A 20555-nucleotide genomic window follows, 5' to 3' on the forward strand; every position below is an offset into this window, starting at 1 on the left:
ATGTGGTGGGTAAAGGTATTGCCGCCGGGAAAGACCGCCGGGTGCCGGGCGATGTCTGCCAGGCTGACCTTGCCGTTGTTGAGTAGAGAATGCTCCGGGGCGACCACGAAATCCAGCGGGTCGTCCCACACCGGGGTGGCCTTGACCAGCGCATGGGGCTCTGGCGCGAGGGTGATGACCGCCAGTTCGGCGCGACCATGGAGGATCTCCTCATAGGCTACTTCCGAATCGAGAAACTGAATATCCAGCGCTACCTCGGGATAACGTCGGGTGAACTCCCTTAATAAAGGCGGCAAGCGGTGCAGGCCGATGTGGTGACTGGTGGCCAGGGTCAGACGGCCGGTCACCTCGCCCGTGAGGTTGGTCAAGGCGCGGCGCGTATCATCGAGGACATTCAGAATCTGGTAGGCCCGCGGCAGCAGGGCGCGCCCGGCCTCGGTCAGGCCCACTTCACGACCCAGGCGATCGAACAGCCGCACCTTCAATTGCTGCTCCAGCCCGGCGATGCGTTTGCTGATGGCCGGCTGGGTCAGGTGCAGCCTTTCCCCGGCGCCGGAGAAGCTTCCGGTCTCGGCGATGGCAATAAAAGCATTGAGGTTGGCCAGGTCCATGGTTGTATTCCAGTTGGTTATCCAAAGCATAAAAAATATGAATTTGAGTTATTTAATGTAACCCCATAGGATCAGCCTCACAAGCCAAAGGGTTATTGAGACTTTCAAGACCCAGAGGTCTGTGTAGCGAGTTTGTTAGTTCAAATTCGGATGCCAGAAGTCCATAGCCAAGGCGCTGCGACGAGTCATAGCGCGCTATGGCGAGGAGCAGCAACGCAGGATATGGGCTTCTGGCGCCGAAGTTGACTAACGAAACTCGCTATACAGACCTCACTGGCATAGAAAAAGCTGATGAGGAACCGTCTGATGGCCGGCAAAACGCTCTACGACAAGCTCTGGGATTCGCATTTGGTCAAGCAGCGCGACGATGGCTCTGCGCTGATTTACATCGACCGTCACATCATCCACGAAGTGACCTCGCCGCAAGCCTTCGAAGGCCTGCGTCTGGCCGGGCGCAAGCCATGGCGCATCGATGCCAACATCGCGACCCCGGACCACAACGTACCGACCACGCCGGAGCGCAAGGGCGGCATCAACGCCATCGTTGACCAGGTCTCGCGTCTGCAAGTGCAGACCCTCGATGACAACTGCGATGAATACGGCATCGTCGAGTTCAAGATGAACGACGTTCGCCAGGGCATCGTCCACGTCATCGGCCCGGAGCAGGGCGCAACGTTGCCGGGCATGACCGTGGTCTGCGGCGACTCCCACACCTCGACCCACGGCGCATTCGGCGCGTTGGCGCACGGTATCGGTACTTCCGAGGTCGAGCATGTGCTCGCCACTCAGTGCCTGGTCGCCAAGAAAATGAAAAACATGCTGGTACGTGTCGAAGGCCAATTGCCGTTCGGAGTGACCGCCAAGGACATCGTGCTCGCCGTGATCGGCAAGATCGGCACCGCCGGCGGTAACGGCCACGCCATCGAGTTCGCCGGCAGCGCGATTCGCGACCTGTCCGTCGAAGGCCGCATGACCATCTGCAACATGTCCATCGAGGCCGGCGCTCGCGTAGGCCTGGTGGCCGCGGACGAAAAAACCGTGGCTTACGTCAAGGGCCGTCCTTTCGCACCGAAAGGCGCGGAGTGGGACCTGGCTGTTGAAGCCTGGAAAGACCTGGTGTCTGACGCTGACGCCAAGTTCGATACTGTTGTCGAACTCGACGCCACCCAGATCAAGCCGCAAGTCAGCTGGGGCACTTCGCCTGAGATGGTGTTGGCGGTGGATCAGAACGTGCCGGATCCTGCGAAGGAAATGGACCTGGTCAAGCGCGACTCCATCGTCCGCGCCTTGAAATACATGGGGTTGACCGCCAACCAGGCGATCACCGACATTCAGCTCGACCGCGTGTTCATCGGTTCCTGCACCAACTCGCGGATCGAAGACCTGCGTGCGGCGGCCGTGATCGCCAAGGGCCGCAAAGTGGCCTCGACCATCAAGCAGGCCATCGTCGTTCCGGGCTCGGGTCTGGTGAAGGCCCAGGCCGAATCGGAAGGTCTGGACAAGATTTTCCTCGAAGCCGGATTCGAATGGCGTGAGCCGGGTTGCTCGATGTGCCTGGCGATGAACCCGGACCGTTTGGAAAGTGGCGAGCATTGCGCTTCGACCTCCAACCGTAACTTCGAAGGCCGTCAGGGCGCCGGTGGTCGTACCCACCTCGTCAGCCCGGCGATGGCCGCGGCCGCCGCGGTGAACGGTCGTTTCATCGACGTCCGTGAATTGATCCAGGGAGCGCAGTAAGCATGAGAGCATTTACCCAACATACTGGACTTGTCGCGCCTTTGGATCGTGCCAACGTCGACACCGACCAGATCATTCCGAAACAATTTCTGAAGTCGATCAAGCGCACGGGTTTTGGCCCGAACCTGTTCGATGAATGGCGTTACCTGGATGTGGGCCAGCCTTATCAGGACAACTCCAGGCGTCCGCTGAACAAGGACTTCGTCCTCAACGCCGAACGTTACCAAGGTGCCAGCGTATTGCTGGCCCGCGAGAACTTCGGTTGCGGCTCCAGCCGTGAACACGCGCCGTGGGCGCTGGAAGAGTACGGTTTCCGCAGCATCATCGCGCCGAGCTATGCCGACATCTTCTTCAACAACAGCTTCAAGAACGGCTTGCTGCCGATCATCTTGAGCGATGCCGAAGTCGATGAGCTGTTCCAGCAGGTCGAGGCCAATCCGGGCTATCAATTGCAGGTCGATCTGCAAGCCCAGACCGTGACCCGACCTGATGGCAAGGTGTTGAGCTTCGAAATCGATGCCTTCCGCAAACACTGCCTGCTCAACGGCCTGGACGATATCGGCCTGACCTTGCAGGACCATGAGGCAATTGCGACGTTTGAGGCCAAGCACCGGGCGAGCCAGCCTTGGTTGTTTCGCGACGCTTGATTTTGCGTTAGGCGTAATGACGCCATCGCGAGCAAGCTCGCTCCCACACTGGATTTGCGGCGTAAACAAAACCTGTGGGAGCGAGCTTGCTCGCGATGAGGCCAGAACAGACACCCCAAGACTCACCCCCAAAAGGAAGTCCCCATGACCAGCACCGCCCAGCACACCCAGGTAGTCCAGAAGCAATTCGGTGAACAGGCCTCGGCCTACCTGAGCAGCGCCGTACACGCTCAAGGCACTGAATTCGCGCTGCTACAGGCCGAGCTGGCCGGGCAGGGTGATGCCAGGGTCCTGGATCTGGGCTGCGGCGCCGGTCACGTGAGTTTTCACGTAGCCTCATTGGTGAAAGAAGTGGTGGCCTACGACCTGTCGCAGCAGATGCTCGACGTGGTGACCGCTGCCGCCGTCGATCGTGGTTTGAGCAACGTGTCCACGGTCAACGGTGCCGCCGAGCGCCTGCCGTTCGCCGATGGCGAATTCGATTTCGTCTTCAGCCGTTATTCGGCGCACCATTGGAGCGATCTCGGCGTGGCGTTGCGGGAAGTGCGCCGGGTGTTGAAACCGGGCGGTGTGGCGGCGTTCGTCGACGTATTGTCACCGGGTAGCCCGCTGTTCGACACTTACCTGCAAAGCGTCGAAGTGCTGCGCGACACCAGCCATGTGCGCGATTATTCCGCCGGCGAGTGGTTGCGCCAGGTCAGCGAGGCGGGGCTGCACACCCGCAGTACCACTCGTCAGCGCCTGCGTCTGGAGTACGACAGCTGGGTCGAGCGCATGCGCACACCTGAAGTGATGCGCGCGGCGATCCGCGCGTTGCAGCAGTCGATGGGCAATGAAGTACGCGAATATTTCGAAATTGAGGCCGATGGTTCGTTCAGTACCGATGTATTGGTGCTGATGGCTGAACGATAAGCTCTGAAAGAAGAGCGCCGAACGATAGACTTTTTCCGGGAGCGTCCAAGGGCGCACCGACTGATGACATGAGGAACGCATGAGCAAGCAGATTCTGATTCTCCCAGGTGACGGTATTGGCCCGGAAATCATGGCCGAAGCGGTCAAGGTGCTGGAGCTGGCCAGCGACAAGTTCGCCCTGGGCTTCGAGCTGAGCCACGACGTGATCGGCGGCGCTGCCATCGACAAGCACGGCGTGCCGCTGGCCGACGAGACCCTGGAGCGTGCCCGCGCGGCCGACGCCGTGTTGCTGGGTGCCGTTGGCGGCCCGAAATGGGATGCCATCGAACGTGACATCCGCCCTGAGCGCGGCCTGCTGAAAATCCGTGCGCAACTGGGCCTGTTCGGCAACCTGCGCCCGGCGATCCTGTACCCGCAATTGGCCGAGGCTTCCAGCCTGAAGCCGGAAATCGTGGCCGGCCTGGACATCCTGATCGTCCGTGAGCTGACCGGCGGCATCTACTTCGGCGCGCCACGCGGTACCCGTACCCTGGAAAACGGCGAGCGTCAGTCCTATGACACCCTGCCGTACAGCGAAAGCGAAATTCGTCGTATCGCCCGTGTCGGTTTCGACATGGCCATGGTCCGTGGCAAGAAGCTGTGCTCGGTGGACAAGGCCAACGTACTGGCCTCCAGCCAGCTGTGGCGTGAAGTGGTCGAACAAGTGGCCAAGGATTATCCTGAAGTCGAACTGAGCCACATGTACGTCGACAACGCCGCGATGCAGCTGGTGCGCGCACCGAAGCAGTTCGACGTGATCGTCACCGACAACATGTTCGGCGACATCCTGTCCGACCAGGCCTCGATGCTCACCGGTTCCATCGGCATGCTGCCGTCGGCGTCCCTGGACACCAACAACAAAGGCATGTACGAGCCGTGCCACGGTTCGGCGCCGGACATCGCGGGCAAGGGCATCGCCAACCCGTTGGCGACCATTTTGTCGGTGTCGATGATGCTGCGTTACAGCTTCAACCAGCAGGCCGCGGCCGATGCCATCGAGAAAGCCGTCAGCCTGGTGCTGGATCAGGGCTTGCGCACCGGCGACATCTGGTCGGCAGGTTGCACTAAAGTCGGTACGCAGGAAATGGGTGACGCAGTAGTCGCCGCGCTGCGGAATCTGTAATCTCTCGGGCCCGCTGCCAAATTCAAGACAAGGCAGCGGCCCACATTTCAAGAAGGTGTAGTTGCGATGAAACGTGTAGGTCTGATCGGTTGGCGCGGTATGGTCGGTTCCGTGCTCATGCAGCGGATGCTGGAAGAGCAGGATTTCGATCTTATCGAGCCGGTGTTTTTCACCACTTCCAATGTCGGTGGCCAAGGCCCGTCCGTGGGCAAGGACATTGCTCCGCTCAAGGACGCTTACAGCATTGAAGAGCTGAAAACCCTCGACGTGATTCTGACCTGCCAGGGTGGCGACTACACCAGCGAAGTCTTCCCCAAGCTGCGTGAAGCCGGCTGGCAGGGTTACTGGATCGACGCCGCTTCCAGCCTGCGCATGCAGGATGACGCGGTGATCGTTCTGGACCCGGTCAACCGCAAGGTGATCGACCAGCAGCTGGACGCGGGCACCAAGAACTACATCGGCGGCAACTGCACCGTCAGCCTGATGCTGATGGGTCTGGGTGGCCTGTTCGAAGCCGGTCTGGTGGAGTGGATGAGCGCCATGACCTATCAGGCGGCCTCCGGTGCCGGCGCGCAGAACATGCGTGAACTGATCAAGCAGATGGGCGCGACCCACGCCGCTGTTGCCGATCAACTGGCCGATCCGGCCAGCGCGATCCTCGACATCGACCGTCGTGTTGCCGAAGCCATGCGCAGCGACGCGTACCCGACCGAAAACTTCGGCGTACCGCTGGCCGGCAGCCTGATCCCGTGGATCGACAAGGAACTGCCGAACGGCCAGAGCCGCGAAGAGTGGAAGGCCCAGGCCGAGACCAACAAGATCCTTGGTCGCTTCAAGAGCCCGATCCCGGTCGATGGCATCTGCGTACGCATTGGCGCCATGCGCTGCCACAGCCAGGCGCTGACCATCAAGCTGAACAAAGACGTGCCGATCGCTGATATCGAAGGGCTGATCAGCCAGCACAACCCTTGGGTCAAGCTGGTACCGAACAGCCGTGAGACCAGCATTCAGGAGCTGAGCCCGAACAAGGTCACCGGCACCCTGAACATCCCGGTTGGACGTCTGCGCAAGCTGAACATGGGTTCGCAGTTCGTCGGCGCGTTCACTGTTGGCGACCAGTTGCTGTGGGGCGCGGCCGAACCGCTGCGCCGCATGCTGCGGATCCTGCTCGAGCGTTGATCGGTTGATGCAATGAAAGAACCCGTGCCTTGAGAGAGGTGCGGGTTTTTTTATGGTTATCTGCTTTGGGTGATCTGCTGTCTGAACGGGCGCCATCGTCGGAGCGCCGCCCGGAGCAAGCTCGCTCCCACAGTGAGTTGGAGTTGAATAGATATTTTGTGTACACCATCAATCCCTGTGGGAGCGAGCTTGCTCGCGATGGGGGCAGGTCAGGCACCACAGAATTGCCTGCATGCCACCCACCCGGTAAAGTGCCGCTCCCCCCGTTTCGCCAGAGGTAAAACCCATGAGCCAGTCCATTGATATTGCCGTGATCGGCGCCACCGGTACTGTCGGCGAAACGCTCGTGCAGATTCTCGAAGAGCGTGATTTCCCGATCGGCACCCTTCATCTGTTGGCCAGCAGCGAATCGGCCGGCAGTTCCGTACCGTTTCGCGGCAAGAACGTACGGGTGCGGGACGTCGATGAGTTCGACTTCAGCAAGGTACAGCTTGGGTTTTTTGCGGCCGGCCCGGCGGTTTCGTTGAGTTTTGCTTCCCGCGCGATCGATGCCGGATGCTCGGTGATCGATCTTTCCGGTGCCTTGCCGGCCGAAAAGGCGCCGCAGGTCGTGCCTGAGGCCAACGCTCAGGTGTTGGCCGGCTTGAAAAAACCGTTTCAGGTCAGCAGTCCAAGTCCGTCGGCCACTACGCTGGCGGTGGTGCTCGCGCCGCTGATGGATTTGCTCGATTTGCAGCGCATCAGCCTGACCGCCAGCCTGGCGGTATCGGCCCAGGGCCGCGAAGCCGTGAGCGAGCTCGCCCGGCAAACCGCCGAACTGCTGAATGTGCGGCCGCTGGAGCCGAAATTCTTTGATCGGCAGATGGCCTTCAACCTGTTGGCCCAGGTCGGCAAACCGGATGAGCAAGGTCATACATTGCTGGAAAAACGCCTGGTGCGTGAACTGCGCCAGGTCATGGCGCTGCCTGCATTGAAGATTTCCGTCACTTGCATTCAAGCCCCGGTGTTTTTTGGCGATAGCTATAGCGTGACCCTGCAGTCCGCGAATGAAATCGACCTGGCGAAAATCAATGTGGCCCTGGAAGACGCACCCGGCATCGAGCTGGTGGAAGCCGGCGATTACCCGACCCCGGTGGGCGATGCGGTAGGGCAGGATGTGGTCTACGTCGGTCGGGTTCGCCTGGGTATCGACGACCCGTCGGAACTTAATCTGTGGCTGACGTCAGATAACGTACGCAAAGGCGCGGCGCTCAACGCTGTGCAGCTGGCCGAGTTGTTGCTTAAAGACCTGCTGTAAAAGATACTTTGCAACAATTTGTCGAATGATTCCGCGCGTGCCTATGCTTGCCGGAGTGCTGAAGGCAGAGCCACTCTGTGGGGCTTTGCCGGGCATCAATGAAATGACCGCGCGCGACGACCCTCGCCGTTGCGCGCAATGCCTTACGGCAGCGGCTATCAATACCTTCTCGCTGGCCGAGGAATGTTCAAACTAAGGATGAGCTAATGGTTCAAGTTCGCAAACTGGTGTTAGCAATAGCGGCCGCCTCGGCGCTGTCCTCCGGTATGGCGCATGCCCTCGGGCTCGGGGAGTTGACCCTGAAATCGACGCTCAACCAGCCGCTGGTAGCGGAAATCGAGCTGCTCGATGTCAAGGATCTCACCGCCGCCGAAGTGGTGCCGAGCCTGGCCTCACCAGACGATTTCGCCAAGGCCGGTGTCGACCGCCAGGCGTTTCTCAACGACTTGACCTTCACCCCGGTGCTTAACGCCAGCGGCAAAAGCATCCTGCGCGTGACCTCCAGCAAGCCACTCTCCGAACCCATGGTGAAGTTCCTGGTTCAGGTCATGTGGCCGAACGGTCGTTTGCTGCGCGACTACAGTGTATTGCTCGATCCGTCCAAATTCTCGCCGCAAACCGCTGAAGCGGCTGCGCAACCAACGTCAACGGTTGCCGCGCCCGTCACCGGTGCGACCAAAGCGTCCCAATACACCACCACACCGCGCGATACCCTGTGGGAAATCGCCGCGAAGGCGCGTAATGGCGGTTCGATCCAGCAAACCATGCTCGCCATCCAGGCGCTGAACCCGGACGCCTTCATTGACGGCAATATCAACCGCTTGAAAACCGGCCAGGTGCTGCGCCTGCCGGACCAGGTGCAGAGCGCGGGCCTGCCGCAAGCCAAGGCCATTGCCGAAGTGGCTGCACAGAACACCGCATGGCGCCAGGGGCGTCGCTACGTGGCCAAACCCGGGGCAGGGCAGCAACAGCTCGACGCTACCAATCGCGCTCGCACCGATGGTGCGCCCGCTCAAGCGGCCACCGACAAACTGAGCCTGGTTTCTGCCGAGTCCGGCAAGAACCGTGGCAAAGGGGCCGCTGGAGATGCCACGGCCCTCAGCAACAAGCTGGCGATGACCCAGGAAAGCCTCGATACCAGTCGTCGTGATAACGCCGAACTGAAAAGTCGCATGACCGACCTGCAAAGCCAGGTGGACAAGCTGCAGCGCCTGATCGAGTTGAAGAACAATCAACTGGCCAAGTTGCAAACCGAGGGCGCTGCGGGTGCGCCAGCGGCTGCGACAGCTCCGGCGATGTCGGCCGAGCTGGCTGCCAACCCGGCAGCGCCTGCTGCGGCTGAAGCTGCAGCAGTGGTCACCGCGCCAGAGGCAACTGCGGCAGCATCCGACGATCAGAAATTCAATGAGTTGCTGAGCAATCCGGTGCTGCTGGGCCTGGTGGGTGGCGGTGCGGTGGTTCTGCTGCTCTTGCTGCTGTTGCTGGCGCGCCGCCGCAAAGCCCGGCAAGAAGCCGAAAAGCATATGCGCATGGCCCGTGCCTTGGCTGAAGAACAGCCGTTCTCGGCCGATTTCGACTTGCCGGACACCAGCTTCGAAGGCCTGGAAGTTCCATCGCCGAGCGTGAAGCTGGCGACTGCCCCGACGCCTGCTCCCGCGCCAGCGCCGGTGGTTGCCCCGGTCGTGATGACCACGCCGATCGCCGCGCCATTGGTGGCGCCGGCTGCCGAGCGTTCCGACGATGTGCTGGGCCAGGCTCAGTCGCACATCAATGCCGGTCGCCTGAACCAGGCTGCCGCGTTGCTGGAGGACGGCGTCAAGCAAGAGCCGAAGCGCAGCGACTTGCGCTTGAAACTGATGGAAGTCTACGGCCAGCAAGGCGACCGCGATGCGTTCGTCGGCCAGGAGCGTCAGTTGGTGGCCAATGGCGACAACTTCGCCCAGGTTGAAAAGCTCAAAAGCCGCTTCCCGGCCATGGCGCTGGTGGCTGCCGGTGGCATCGCCGCAGCCGCCGTTGCTGCCGAGCTGGATGCGCAATACGTCAAGGACCTGTTGCTCGATGAGCCGCAAGCACCGGCGCCAGAGCCGTTCGAGGATGACCTCGACAGCGCCTTCGACCTGAGCCTGGATGATCTGGACGCGATCACGCCTGTGGCGCCTGCGCCTGCACCTGTGCCGGAGCCTGAAGTGACGGCGCTGGCAGACCTGGACGAATTCCCGCTGGACGACGATCTGAGTTTTGAGTCGGTGTTGCAGCAGCAGACTGAAATCAAGGAAAACCTCGATGATCTGTCGGACTTCGACCTGGACCTGGACCTCGGTGCAGAACCGTTGCCGGCGATACTGGCTGAAGACGATTTCCTGCTGGATCTGGACGAAGGCGTGAAGGATTTTCCGGTCGCTGAAACCCCGGCTGTTCCTGAGGTCGCGCTGGATGACCTGGAATTGCCGGCCGATTTCGATCTGTCGCTGGCCGACGAAATGGACGCACCGGATGCGTTCGCGGCTGAGCTGGATGATGTCAACGCCGAGCTGGAGAGCCTGTCCAGCAGCATCGGCGAACCGACCTTCACCGAAGCAGATGCCGCGCTGGGCGACGATGATGACTTCGACTTCCTCTCGGGTACTGACGAAGCCGCTACCAAGCTCGATCTGGCTCAGGCCTATATCGACATGGGCGACAGCGATGGCGCTCGCGACATCCTCAATGAGGTGGTGAGCGAAGGCAGTGTCGAGCAGAAGAGCGAAGCCGAGGAAATGCTTTCGCGCCTGGCTTGAGTGATCGGTAGGTTGTAAAAAAAGCGGCAGCCCATTGAGGCTGCCGTTTTTGTTTGGCCGGTGATGCGTTGGTGTCTGCGAAATTGCTATCGCGGGCAAGCCCGCTCCCACAGGTTATGTGGGCGACATAAATCACTGTRGGAGCGGGCTTGCCCGCGAAAGGGCCGGAACAGTCAAAGGAGATCTCTCTGGCATCCCCGCCCGGCGGCCTTATAATGCCCGCCTTTGGTACATCAGCAGGCTGTCTCTCCTTGGCAAATATAGATAACCCGGCCGCCGAAATGGCAGCCGACGGCTTTTTCCGGATCGCGCTGGGCGTCGAATACAAGGGCTCGCGCTACCGCGGCTGGCAGCGCCAGGCGTCCGGGGTGCTGACCGTGCAGGAAACCCTCGAAAACGCCTTGTCCAAAGTCGCCGACTCACCCGTTTCGCTGATGTGCGCCGGGCGTACCGACGCCGGGGTGCATGCCTGCGGACAGGTGGTGCATTTCGACACCCAGGTCGAGCGTTCGATGAAGGCCTGGACCATGGGCGCCAACATCAACTTGCCCCACGACGTCAGTGTCAGTTGGGCCAAGGTCATGCCGGCGCATTTCCATGCACGGTTCAAGGCCATCGCCCGGCGTTATCGCTACGTGATCTACAACGATCAGATCCGCCCGGCGCACCTTAACGAAGAAGTGACCTGGAACCACCGTCCGCTGGACGTCGAGCGCATGGCCGAGGCCGCCCAGTACCTGCTCGGCACCCATGATTTCAGCGCGTTTCGCGCCGGTCAGTGCCAGGCCAAGTCACCGATCAAGGAACTGCATCATCTGCGCGTCACCCGTCACGGCAAGATGATCGTGCTGGATATTCGTGCCAGCGCCTTCCTGCATCACATGGTGCGCAACATTGCCGGCGTGCTGATGACCATCGGCGCCGGAGAGCGTCCGGTGGAGTGGATGAAAGAGGTGCTGGAGAGCCGGATTCGGCGGACCGGTGGCGTGACGGCGCATCCGTTCGGGTTGTATCTGGTGCAGGTCGAGTACCGTGACGAGTTCCAATTGCCCGAGCGTTACATCGGTCCACACTTCCTGACCGGTTTCTCGGAACTTGGCGGCTGACGCCCTCGAATGCTTTTGTTACCATCCGGGACTTTCCCGGATTTGTCTTGGAGTTGTGTCGACATGTCAGCCGTTCGCAGCAAGATCTGTGGGATTACCCGCATGGAAGATGCGTTGGCAGCCGTCGAGGCCGGGGCGGATGCCATCGGATTCGTGTTCTACGCCAAAAGCCCTCGCGCGGTGACGTTCCAGCAGGCGCGCTCGATCATCAAGGCGCTGCCGCCGTTCGTGACCACCGTGGGCTTGTTCGTCAATGCGAGCCGTTGCGAATTGGGTGAAATTCTCGACGCGGTGCCCCTGGACCTGCTGCAATTTCACGGCGATGAAAGCGCGGCCGAGTGCGAAGGTTGGCATCGCCCGTACATCAAGGCGCTGCGGGTCAAGGCGGGTGATGACATCGCCGCGGCCTGTGATGCCTATGCCAGTGCCAGCGGCATCTTGCTCGATACCTATGTCGAAGGCGTTCCCGGAGGAACCGGTGAGGCATTTGACTGGTCACTGATACCGCAAGGCCTGAGCAAGCCGATCATTCTGGCGGGCGGTCTGACGCCGGGCAACGTCGCCGAAGCGGTTGCGCGCGTTCGACCTTACGCCGTGGATGTCAGCGGCGGGGTAGAGGCGAGCAAGGGCATCAAGGATCACGCAAAGATTCAGGCATTTATCAAAGCGGTACGCGGTAGCACCTGTTGATGTGACGGCTGGCAGACTGCCGCCGTCCACTGCACTGTAAAAAGCGGATGCACTGCACACAGCAGGCAGATCCGAGGGTTTGTGGTTGCACGCAGGTCATGTTTCGCGCTGACCGTGGCAGTCCATCGACCGTCGCCGCACACATGAATTTAGCGCTAGGGCATACACGGGGCCGCGAACCAGAGCGTTCGGGCCGCCGGTACTGGAGAAAGAAAGCATGAGCAACTGGTTAGTAGACAAACTGATCCCTTCGATCATGCGTTCCGAGGTCAAGAAGAGCTCGGTGCCTGAAGGTCTTTGGCACAAATGCCCGTCTTGCGAGGCTGTGCTTTATCGCCCGGAATTGGAAAAGACCCTGGACGTTTGCCCCAAGTGCAATCATCACATGCGTATCGGCGCCCGCGCCCGTATCGACATCTTCCTCGACGTTGAAGGCCGTACCGAGCTGGGTGCAGACCTGGAACCGGTTGACCGTCTGAAATTCCGCGACGGCAAGAAGTACAAGGACCGCCTGACCGCTGCACAAAAGCAGACCGGCGAAAAAGACGCGCTGGTTTCCATGAGCGGCACTTTGCTGGGCATGCCGGTCGTGGTTTCGGCGTTCGAGTTTTCCTTCATGGGCGGTTCGATGGGCGCCATCGTCGGTGAGCGTTTCGTTCGTGCCGCCAACTACGCCCTGGAAAAACGTTGCCCGATGATCTGCTTCGCCGCTTCCGGCGGTGCGCGGATGCAGGAAGCGCTGATTTCCCTGATGCAAATGGCCAAGACCTCTGCGGTGCTGGCGCGTCTGCGTGAAGAAGGCATCCCGTTCATCTCTGTGCTGACCGATCCGGTCTACGGCGGCGTTTCCGCCAGTCTGGCGATGCTGGGCGACGTGATTGTCGGTGAGCCGAAGGCGTTGATCGGTTTTGCCGGTCCGCGTGTGATCGAGCAAACCGTGCGTGAAAAACTGCCGGAAGGCTTCCAGCGCAGCGAGTTCCTGCTGGAGCACGGTGCCATCGACATGATCATCGATCGTCAGGAGCTGCGTCCGCGTCTGGGCAATCTGTTGGCGCAAATGATGGGGCTGCCGACGCCGACGTTCGTTGCTGCACCCATCGAGCCGATCGTGGTTCCGCCGGTGCCAGCCAGCCTATGATCGAACGTACCCTTGGCGAATGGCTCGCCTACCTCGAGCAGTTGCACCCTTCGGCCATCGACATGGGCCTGGAGCGGTCGCAGCAGGTAGCGTCCCGCATGGGACTGGGCAAGCCGGCGCCTCGGGTGATTACGGTCACCGGGACCAACGGCAAGGGTTCCACCTGTGCGTTCGTGGCGTCCTTGCTGCGAGCCCAGGGCTTGAGCGTGGGGGTTTACAACTCCCCACACCTGCTGCGTTACAACGAGCGGGTGCAGCTCAATGGTGTCGAAGCCACGGACGCSGAGCTGTGCGAGGCCTTTGCTGCGGTAGAGGCCGGGCGCGCTGATACTTCCCTGACATACTTCGAAATGGGCACCCTGGCGGCGTTCTGGCTGTTCCAGCGCTCAGGGCTCGATGCGGTGGTGCTGGAAGTCGGTCTGGGCGGTCGGTTGGACACGGTCAACGTGGTGGACGCCGATGTGGCGCTGGTCACCAGTATTGGCGTCGATCATGCGGATTACCTCGGTGATACCCGTGAGTCCGTGGCCTTCGAGAAGGCCGGTATTTTCCGTCAGGGCGCGCCTGCGCTCTGCGGCGATCTGAATCCTCCACAGCCGTTGCTGGACAAGGCGCGCGAGCTCAAATGCCCGTTTTTCCTGCGTGGGCGCGATTTTGATCTCGGCGTCACCGATCACAACTGGCAGTGGCGTGGTGTCGATGCGCAAGGGCGTGCGGTTGAACTGCGCGACCTGCCACTGCTCGATCTGCCGATGGAAAACGCTGCGCTGGCGTTGCAGGCGTACCTGCTGCTCGGCTTGCCTTGGGTGGATGCGCAGATTATCGAGGCGCTGCGGGCAACGAAGGTGGTCGGTCGTCTGGATCGCCGTGAGTTCGAGTGGCAAGGCAAGCGCTTGAATCTATTGCTGGATGTGGGGCATAACCCGCATGCGGCGGAGTATCTGGCGCGTCGCTTGGCCAGTCGTCCGCCGGTCGGCAAGCGTCTGGCGGTGTTCGGTCTGCTGGCGGACAAGGATCTGGATGGTGTTGTCGGCGAATTGAATGCTAGTGTCCAGCACTGGGCCGTAGCACCTCTGGATTCGCCTCGGGCGCGTCCGGTTGCGGATTTGCACGAGGCGTTGCAAGGTCTTGGTGCGTCGGTCACGCCCTACGAAAGTGTAGCGGCCGCCCTGGAAGGGCAGTGCGCGCAGGCCACGAGCAACGACGAAATCCTGTTGTTCGGATCATTTTATTGTGTCGCCGAGGCCCTTGAATGGCTGGCCCGGCGCTCCACGGAGGACGCGGCGAATGGCATTGCTGGATAAGGCATACAAGCAGCGCATGGTTGGCGCCCTGGTGTTGGTCGCGCTGGCGGTGATTTTTCTGCCGATGCTGTTTTCCCGCCAGGACGAACAGCGCCGGGTGACGGTCGAAGCGCCTGCGGCTCCGCAGGCGCCTGTGATGCCCCAGGTACAGGTCGAGCCCGTGGTGGTGCCCGAGCCGCAAGCCTTGCCTCAGGAGCCTGTGCCGAGCGATGAGGAAATCGCCCAGCAGGAATCGGCGGTGCCAACTGCGCCGGTGGTTCCAGCGCATGCGGCTCCAACGCCAGCGGCCAAACCGGCTGCGCCCGCGCCGGTCCCGGCTTTGGCGGCCAAGCCTGCGACAGCGCCTGCCCAGCCGATCACGGCGGCACCGGGCAAGCCGGACACCACGCAAAGCCGTGTCGATGCCAATGGCTTGTCTGTCAGTTGGTCGGTGCAACTGGCCAGCCTGTCGAGTCGTGAAAGCGCGGAAAAGCTTCAGAAAACCCTGCGCAGCCAGGGTTACAACGCCTACATTCGTACCGCCGACGGCAAAAACCGGGTGTTTGTCGGGCCGCTGATCGAGCGTGCCGAAGCCGACCGGCTGCGTGACTTGCTGAACCGCCAGCAGAACCTCAAGGGTTTTGTCGTGCGCTTTCAACCGGAACGTGGCTAAAACTATCGCCCCGATATGAAATGCACAGACAATCGCAGCTTACCGATAAGCACGGGCTCTGCTAAAATGCGCCGCCTTATCCGTCTGTAGGCTGCACTGTGCCATTTACCTGGGTTGACTGGGCGATCGTTGCAATCGTCGCCATCTCCGCATTGATCAGTCTGAGCCGCGGCTTCGTCAAAGAAGCATTGTCGCTGCTGACCTGGATCATCGCAGGAGTCGTTGCCTGGATGTTCGGTGGCTCACTGTCCGAGTACCTCGGCGGGTACATTCAAACGCCATCGGCTCGTATAATCACGGGCTGTGGCATCATGTTTGTCGCCACTTTAATCGTAGGCGCAATGATCAATTATCTTATCGGCGAACTGGTTCGCGTCACCGGGCTCTCCGGGACCGACCGATTCCTCGGCATGGCCTTCGGCGCCGCGCGTGGCGGGTTGCTGGTGGTTATCGCCGTCGGGCTGTTGAGCCTGGGGCCGGTACAGCAGGACGGGTGGTGGAAAGAGTCACAGCTCGTGCCAAAATTTTTATTGGTCGCCGACTGGTCCAAAAACCTGATCCTCGGGTGGAGCAGTCAGTGGCTTGCCAGCGGAATCAGCGTACCCGCTGATATTCCGTTCAAGGAGCACCTCTTGCCGATGGCCAAAACGCCTCAGTGAGTTGTGTTCAGTTCAGATCCATTAAGTAGGGGTTGCGTCGCATGTGTGGCATCGTCGGTATCGTCGGTAAGTCGAACGTCAATCAGGCGCTGTATGACGCGCTAACCGTCCTCCAGCACCGCGGCCAGGACGCTGCCGGTATCGTTACCAGCCATGATGGCCGGTTATTCCTGCGCAAGGACAACGGCCTGGTGCGTGACGTGTTCCATCAGCGTCACATGCAGCGTCTGGTCGGTCACATGGGTATTGGCCATGTGCGCTACCCGACCGCGGGCAGCTCGACCTCGGCCGAAGCTCAACCGTTTTACGTCAACTCGCCTTACGGCATTACCCTGGCGCACAACGGTAACCTGACCAACGTTGAACAACTGGCCAAGGAGATTTACGAATCTGACCTGCGCCACGTCAACACCAGCTCCGATTCGGAAGTGCTGCTCAACGTGTTCGCGCACGAACTGGCCCAGCGCGGCAAGTTGCAGCCAACCGAAGAAGACGTGTTCGCCGCCGTGACTGACGTGCACAACCGTTGTGTCGGTGGCTACGCCGTCGTGGCGATGGTGACCGGCTACGGCATCGTCGGTTTCCGCGACCCGCACGGCATCCGCCCGATCGTGTTCGGCCAGCGTCACACCGACGAAGGTGTCGAGTACATGATCGCCTCCGAAAGCGTTTCCCTGGACGTGCTCGGCTTCACCCTGATTCGCGACCTGGCACCGGGCGAAGCGGTCTACATCACTGAAGACGGCAAGCTGCACACCCGTCAGTGCGCGACCAACCCGTCGTTGACTCCATGCATTTTCGAACATGTGTACCTGGCGCGTCCGGATTCGATCATCGACGGCGTGTCGGTCTACAAGGCCCGCCTGCGCATGGGTGAGAAACTGGCCGAGAAGATCCTGCGCGAGCGTCCGGATCACGATATCGACGTGGTCATCCCGATCCCGGACACCAGCCGCACTGCGGCCCTGGAACTGGCGAACCACTTGGGCGTGAAGTTCCGCGARGGCTTCGTGAAGAACCGCTACATCGGCCGGACCTTCATCATGCCGGGCCAGGCCGCGCGGAAAAAATCCGTACGCCAGAAGCTCAATGCCATCGAACTGGAATTCCGCGGCAAGAACGTGATGCTGGTGGACGACTCCATCGTTCGCGGCACCACCTGCAAGCAGATCATCCAGATGGCTCGCGAAGCAGGCGCCAAGAACGTCTACTTCTGCTCCGCAGCGCCAGCGGTGCGTTTCCCGAACGTCTATGGCATCGACATGCCGAGCGCCCACGAACTGATCGCGCATAACCGTTCGACCCAGGACGTAGCAGACCTGATCGGCGCTGACTGGTTGATCTATCAGGACTTGCCTGACTTGATCGAAGCGGTCGGTGGCGGCAAGATCAAGATCGACAAGTTCGATTGCGCGGTGTTCGATGGCCAGTACGTCACCGGCGACGTCGACGAGGCTTACCTGAACAAGATCGAGCAGGCACGCAACGATGCCTCCAAGGTCAAGACGCAGGCAGTCAGTGCGATCATCGATCTGTACAACAACTGAGTTTCTACCGGCCCTGAGGGGCCGGTTTTGTATCTGGCAAAAAGAACTTCATCTATCAAGAGCAGGGCAAGGAGTGACAGCATGAGTCAGGAATGGGATGCCGGTCGGCTGGACAGCGACCTCGAAGGTGTAGCGTTCGATACCCTGGCCGTACGCGCCGGTCAGCACCGTACGCCGGAAGGCGAACACGGTGATCCGATGTTCTTCACCTCCAGCTACGTGTTCCGTACCGCCGCCGACGCCGCTGCGCGCTTCGCTGGCGAAGTGCCGGGCAATGTTTATTCGCGCTACACCAACCCGACCGTGCGCGCGTTCGAAGAGCGCATCGCCGCGCTGGAAAGCGCCGAGCAGGCCGTGGCGACCGCCACCGGCATGGCGGCCATCATGGCCGTGGTGATGAGCCTGTGCAGCGCCGGTGATCATGTGCTGGTGTCGCGCAGCGTATTCGGCTCGACCATCAGCCTGTTCGAGAAGTACTTCAAGCGTTTCGGTATCGAAGTCGATTACGTGGCCCTGGCGGACTTGTCCGGTTGGGATGCAGCGATCAAATCCAACACCAAATTGCTGTTCGTCGAGTCGCCGTCCAATCCGCTGGCCGAATTGGTAGATATCGCCGAACTGTCGAAAATCGCACACGCCAAAGGCGCGATGCTGGTGGTCGACAACTGCTTCTGCACCCCGGCCTTGCAGCAGCCGCTGAAAATGGGCGCGGACATCGTCGTGCACTCGGCCACCAAGTTCATCGACGGCCAAGGCCGTTGCATGGGCGGCGTGGTTGCCGGTCGCAGCGAGCAGATGAAGGAAGTGGTGGGTTTCCTGCGTACCGCCGGCCCGACCCTGAGCCCGTTCAATGCGTGGATCTTCCTCAAGGGCCTGGAAACCCTGAACCTGCGGATGAAGGCCCATTGCGCCAACGCCCAGCAACTGGCCGAGTGGCTGGAGCAGCAGGAAGGCATCGAGAAAGTCCATTACGCCGGCCTCAAGAGCCATCCGCAGCACGAACTGGCGCTGCGCCAGCAGAAGGGTTTTGGTGCGGTCGTCAGTTTTGAGGTGAAGGGCGGCAAAGAGGGCGCCTGGCGCTTTATCGATGCCACGCGCCTGATTTCGATCACCGCCAACCTGGGCGACAGCAAAACCACCATCACCCATCCGAGCACCACGTCCCATGGCCGCCTGGCGCCGCAGGAGCGTGAAGCGGCGGGTATTCGTGACAGCCTGATCCGCATTGCGGTCGGTCTGGAAGACGTGGCGGACCTGCAAGCCGATCTGGCGCGCGGCCTGGCTGCGTTGTGATCGACTTGTCTGCGCCGATCGCAGGCTCAAATGGCCGCGTAGCGCTGGTGACCGGTGCTGCGCGGGGCATTGGCCTGGGGATCTCGGCCTGGCTGCTCAGCGAAGGCTGGCAAGTCGTGCTGACGGATCTGGACCGCGAGCGCGGCTCGAAAGTGGCGAAAGTGCTGGGTGACAACGCCTGGTTCATCGCCATGGATGTCTCGAATGAAGGGCAGGTCGCGCTGGGGGTGGCCGAGGTGCTCGGCCAGTTCGGGCGCCTGGATGCGCTGGTCTGCAATGCCGCGGTTGCCGATCCGCATAACATCACCCTGGAAAGCCTCGATCTGGCTCACTGGAATCGGGTGTTGGCGGTGAACCTCAGCGGGCCGATGTTGCTGGCCAAGCACTGTGCGCCGTACCTGCGCGCTCATGGCGGTGCCATCGTCAATCTGGCCTCGACCCGCGCCGGGCAGTCGGAACCCGACACAGAGGCCTATGCGGCGAGCAAGGGTGGTTTGTTGGCTCTGACCCATGCACTTGCAATCAGTCTTGGCCCGGAGATCCGGGTCAATGCCGTCAGCCCTGGCTGGATCGACGCGCGCGATCCTTCGGTGCGGCGTGCCGAACCCTTGACCGAAGCCGATCATGCCCAGCATCCGGCGGGCAGGGTAGGGACGGTCGAGGATGTCGCGGCGATGGTGGCCTGGCTGCTGTCGAGAAATGCCGGGTTTGTCACCGGCCAGGAATTCGTGGTCGATGGCGGCATGACCAAGAAGATGATTTACAGCGAGTGATGGGGGCAGGGTGCGGTCTTCAGCATTTGATGTTGAATGTGCTGCCCTCATCGCGAGCAAGCTCGCTCCCACAGAGGGAGAGAGCATGCTTTTAACTGTGGGAGCGAGCTTGCTCGCGATGGCGGACTGATGGTTGCCGACATTGGCCGGAATGAAATGATTTTGTCTTTTTCAGAAAAACTTCAATCCTGCTATTGACTTAGGTTCGCTACCTGCGTAAATTTCGCGGCCTCGGAGATGCAAACGGGTGATTAGCTCAGCTGGGAGAGCGTCTGCCTTACAAGCAGAATGTCGGCGGTTCGATCCCGTCATCACCCACCACTCCCGAGATACTTGCGAAAGCAAGAGGTAGGCTGAAATGCCTCCACCGACGCGCAGCGGTAGTTCAGTCGGTTAGAATACCGGCCTGTCACGCCGGGGGTCGCGGGTTCGAGTCCCGTCCGCTGCGCCATATTTTCCGAGTCGGGCATGCCTGGCTCGAGATTGAAAAGCTACTGAGTTTTCAATCAGACGAGTTACTTGGGCGCAAGTCCAAAGCGATACGCAGCGGTAGTTCAGTCGGTTAGAATACCGGCCTGTCACGCCGGGGGTCGCGGGTTCGAGTCCCGTCCGCTGCGCCATATCTGCCCCAAGGCCAACTGAACGCCTTGGAGCTACGAAGAAAGCCGTTGGTTTACTTCGAGTCGATAGCAAAGACCCTGGTCGAAAGACCGGGGTTTTTTGTGTCTGAAATTCAGGTTTTTCTCCTCTCGCCTTTTTCCAAACGGACCTTTCTGCATGCCCCTTTGCATGAGTGGCCGATTGGAGCTGACGACGCCGTCGTTCAGCGGCGCCTCTGACCTCGCGCTACCGAGATTCATGGCTACTGTTAACGTGCTGCGTTGAATAGTCGCATTTTTTTGATTTGTCGGTCAGTTTTTGGTTTTCCGTAAGGTCATAAGTCTATAAACTTAACCTTTCGGTCAGCTTTGCACTGTCAACACAGCCCTTTGCATCGTCGAAAAGGGCTTCTGCAAGACTCGAGATTTCCAGAGCATAACCAGAAGGGCGGACCCCATGACCGCCCAGAGG

17 protein-coding genes and 3 tRNA genes are annotated in these 20555 nt (G+C 60.8%); 19 read left to right on the top strand and 1 reads right to left on the bottom strand.

The features are described 5' to 3' along the window. A partial coding sequence (locus AC1DVH_RS12075) for a LysR family transcriptional regulator (RefSeq protein WP_477753990.1) occupies positions 1–611 on the bottom strand: 611 nt, incomplete at its 3' end. Between the two features lie 306 nt (positions 612–917). On the opposite strand from AC1DVH_RS12075, the gene leuC reads away from it, so the two are divergent. The 19 genes from leuC (at position 918) to AC1DVH_RS12170 (ending at position 20104) form a co-directional block, all read left to right on the top strand. After that, positions 918–2348, top strand: coding sequence for a 3-isopropylmalate dehydratase large subunit (gene leuC, locus AC1DVH_RS12080; protein WP_477753991.1), 1431 nt, complete (start codon positions 918–920; stop codon positions 2346–2348). Positions 2349–2350: 2 nt separating this feature from the next. After that, positions 2351–2995 (top strand): 3-isopropylmalate dehydratase small subunit, encoded by a 645-nt coding sequence (leuD, locus tag AC1DVH_RS12085; RefSeq protein ID WP_477753992.1) that lies wholly within the window; start codon positions 2351–2353, stop codon positions 2993–2995. A 144-nt stretch (positions 2996–3139) separates the two neighbouring features. Then, a complete protein-coding gene (locus tag AC1DVH_RS12090) occupies positions 3140–3907 on the top strand; it encodes a class I SAM-dependent methyltransferase (RefSeq protein ID WP_477753993.1) in 768 nt (255 codons plus the stop codon). A 79-nt stretch (positions 3908–3986) separates the two neighbouring features. Beyond that, a complete protein-coding gene (gene leuB, locus AC1DVH_RS12095; protein WP_007997553.1) occupies positions 3987–5069 on the top strand; it encodes a 3-isopropylmalate dehydrogenase in 1083 nt (360 codons plus the stop codon). Positions 5070–5135: 66 nt separating this feature from the next. Beyond that, positions 5136–6248, top strand: a complete 1113-nt coding sequence (gene asd / locus AC1DVH_RS12100; RefSeq protein ID WP_007975660.1) for an aspartate-semialdehyde dehydrogenase — start codon at positions 5136–5138, stop codon at positions 6246–6248. Between the two features lie 286 nt (positions 6249–6534). Further along, a complete protein-coding gene (locus tag AC1DVH_RS12105) occupies positions 6535–7545 on the top strand; it encodes an aspartate-semialdehyde dehydrogenase (protein ID WP_477753994.1) in 1011 nt (336 codons plus the stop codon). Between the two features lie 206 nt (positions 7546–7751). After that, entirely contained in the window at positions 7752–10322 is a 2571-nt protein-coding gene (locus tag AC1DVH_RS12110; protein ID WP_477753995.1) for a motility hub landmark protein FimV, read from the top strand. Positions 10323–10603: 281 nt separating this feature from the next. After that, positions 10604–11428 (top strand): tRNA pseudouridine(38-40) synthase TruA, encoded by an 825-nt coding sequence (gene truA / locus AC1DVH_RS12115; protein ID WP_095943676.1) that lies wholly within the window; start codon positions 10604–10606, stop codon positions 11426–11428. A gap of 63 nt (positions 11429–11491) precedes the next feature. Then, positions 11492–12118, top strand: coding sequence for a phosphoribosylanthranilate isomerase (locus AC1DVH_RS12120; RefSeq protein ID WP_477753996.1), 627 nt, complete (start codon positions 11492–11494; stop codon positions 12116–12118). Between the two features lie 217 nt (positions 12119–12335). Further along, positions 12336–13256, top strand: a complete 921-nt coding sequence (gene accD, locus AC1DVH_RS12125) for an acetyl-CoA carboxylase, carboxyltransferase subunit beta (protein WP_477753997.1) — start codon at positions 12336–12338, stop codon at positions 13254–13256. Next, the gene (gene folC, locus AC1DVH_RS12130; protein WP_477753998.1) at positions 13253–14560 is read left to right on the top strand and encodes a bifunctional tetrahydrofolate synthase/dihydrofolate synthase; all 1308 of its coding nucleotides are present in this window, start codon (positions 13253–13255) and stop codon (positions 14558–14560) included. The genes accD and folC overlap by 4 nt, the downstream gene beginning before the upstream one ends. Beyond that, positions 14544–15212, top strand: a complete 669-nt coding sequence (locus AC1DVH_RS12135) for an SPOR domain-containing protein (protein ID WP_477753999.1) — start codon at positions 14544–14546, stop codon at positions 15210–15212. The genes folC and AC1DVH_RS12135 overlap by 17 nt, the downstream gene beginning before the upstream one ends. Before the next feature lie 98 nt (positions 15213–15310). After that, positions 15311–15871 carry a CvpA family protein gene (locus tag AC1DVH_RS12140; protein ID WP_477754000.1) on the top strand — a complete coding sequence of 187 codons (561 nt, stop codon included), beginning with the start codon at positions 15311–15313 and terminating at the stop codon, positions 15869–15871. A 41-nt stretch (positions 15872–15912) separates the two neighbouring features. Then, positions 15913–17418 carry an amidophosphoribosyltransferase gene (purF, locus tag AC1DVH_RS12145; RefSeq protein ID WP_020795479.1) on the top strand — a complete coding sequence of 502 codons (1506 nt, stop codon included), beginning with the start codon at positions 15913–15915 and terminating at the stop codon, positions 17416–17418. Between the two features lie 81 nt (positions 17419–17499). Then, the gene (locus AC1DVH_RS12150) at positions 17500–18711 is read left to right on the top strand and encodes an O-succinylhomoserine sulfhydrylase (RefSeq protein WP_477754001.1); all 1212 of its coding nucleotides are present in this window, start codon (positions 17500–17502) and stop codon (positions 18709–18711) included. Beyond that, positions 18708–19484 carry an SDR family oxidoreductase gene (locus AC1DVH_RS12155; protein WP_477754002.1) on the top strand — a complete coding sequence of 259 codons (777 nt, stop codon included), beginning with the start codon at positions 18708–18710 and terminating at the stop codon, positions 19482–19484. The genes AC1DVH_RS12150 and AC1DVH_RS12155 overlap by 4 nt, the downstream gene beginning before the upstream one ends. Positions 19485–19729: 245 nt before the next feature. Continuing rightward, positions 19730–19805 (top strand) — tRNA-Val (locus AC1DVH_RS12160). Between the two features lie 53 nt (positions 19806–19858). Beyond that, positions 19859–19935: transfer RNA gene (locus AC1DVH_RS12165), tRNA-Asp, on the top strand. A gap of 92 nt (positions 19936–20027) precedes the next feature. After that, positions 20028–20104: transfer RNA gene (locus AC1DVH_RS12170), tRNA-Asp, on the top strand. Positions 20105–20555: the final 451 nt, after the last annotated feature.

This window comes from Pseudomonas sp. P4_C3 (genome assembly GCF_056402075.1).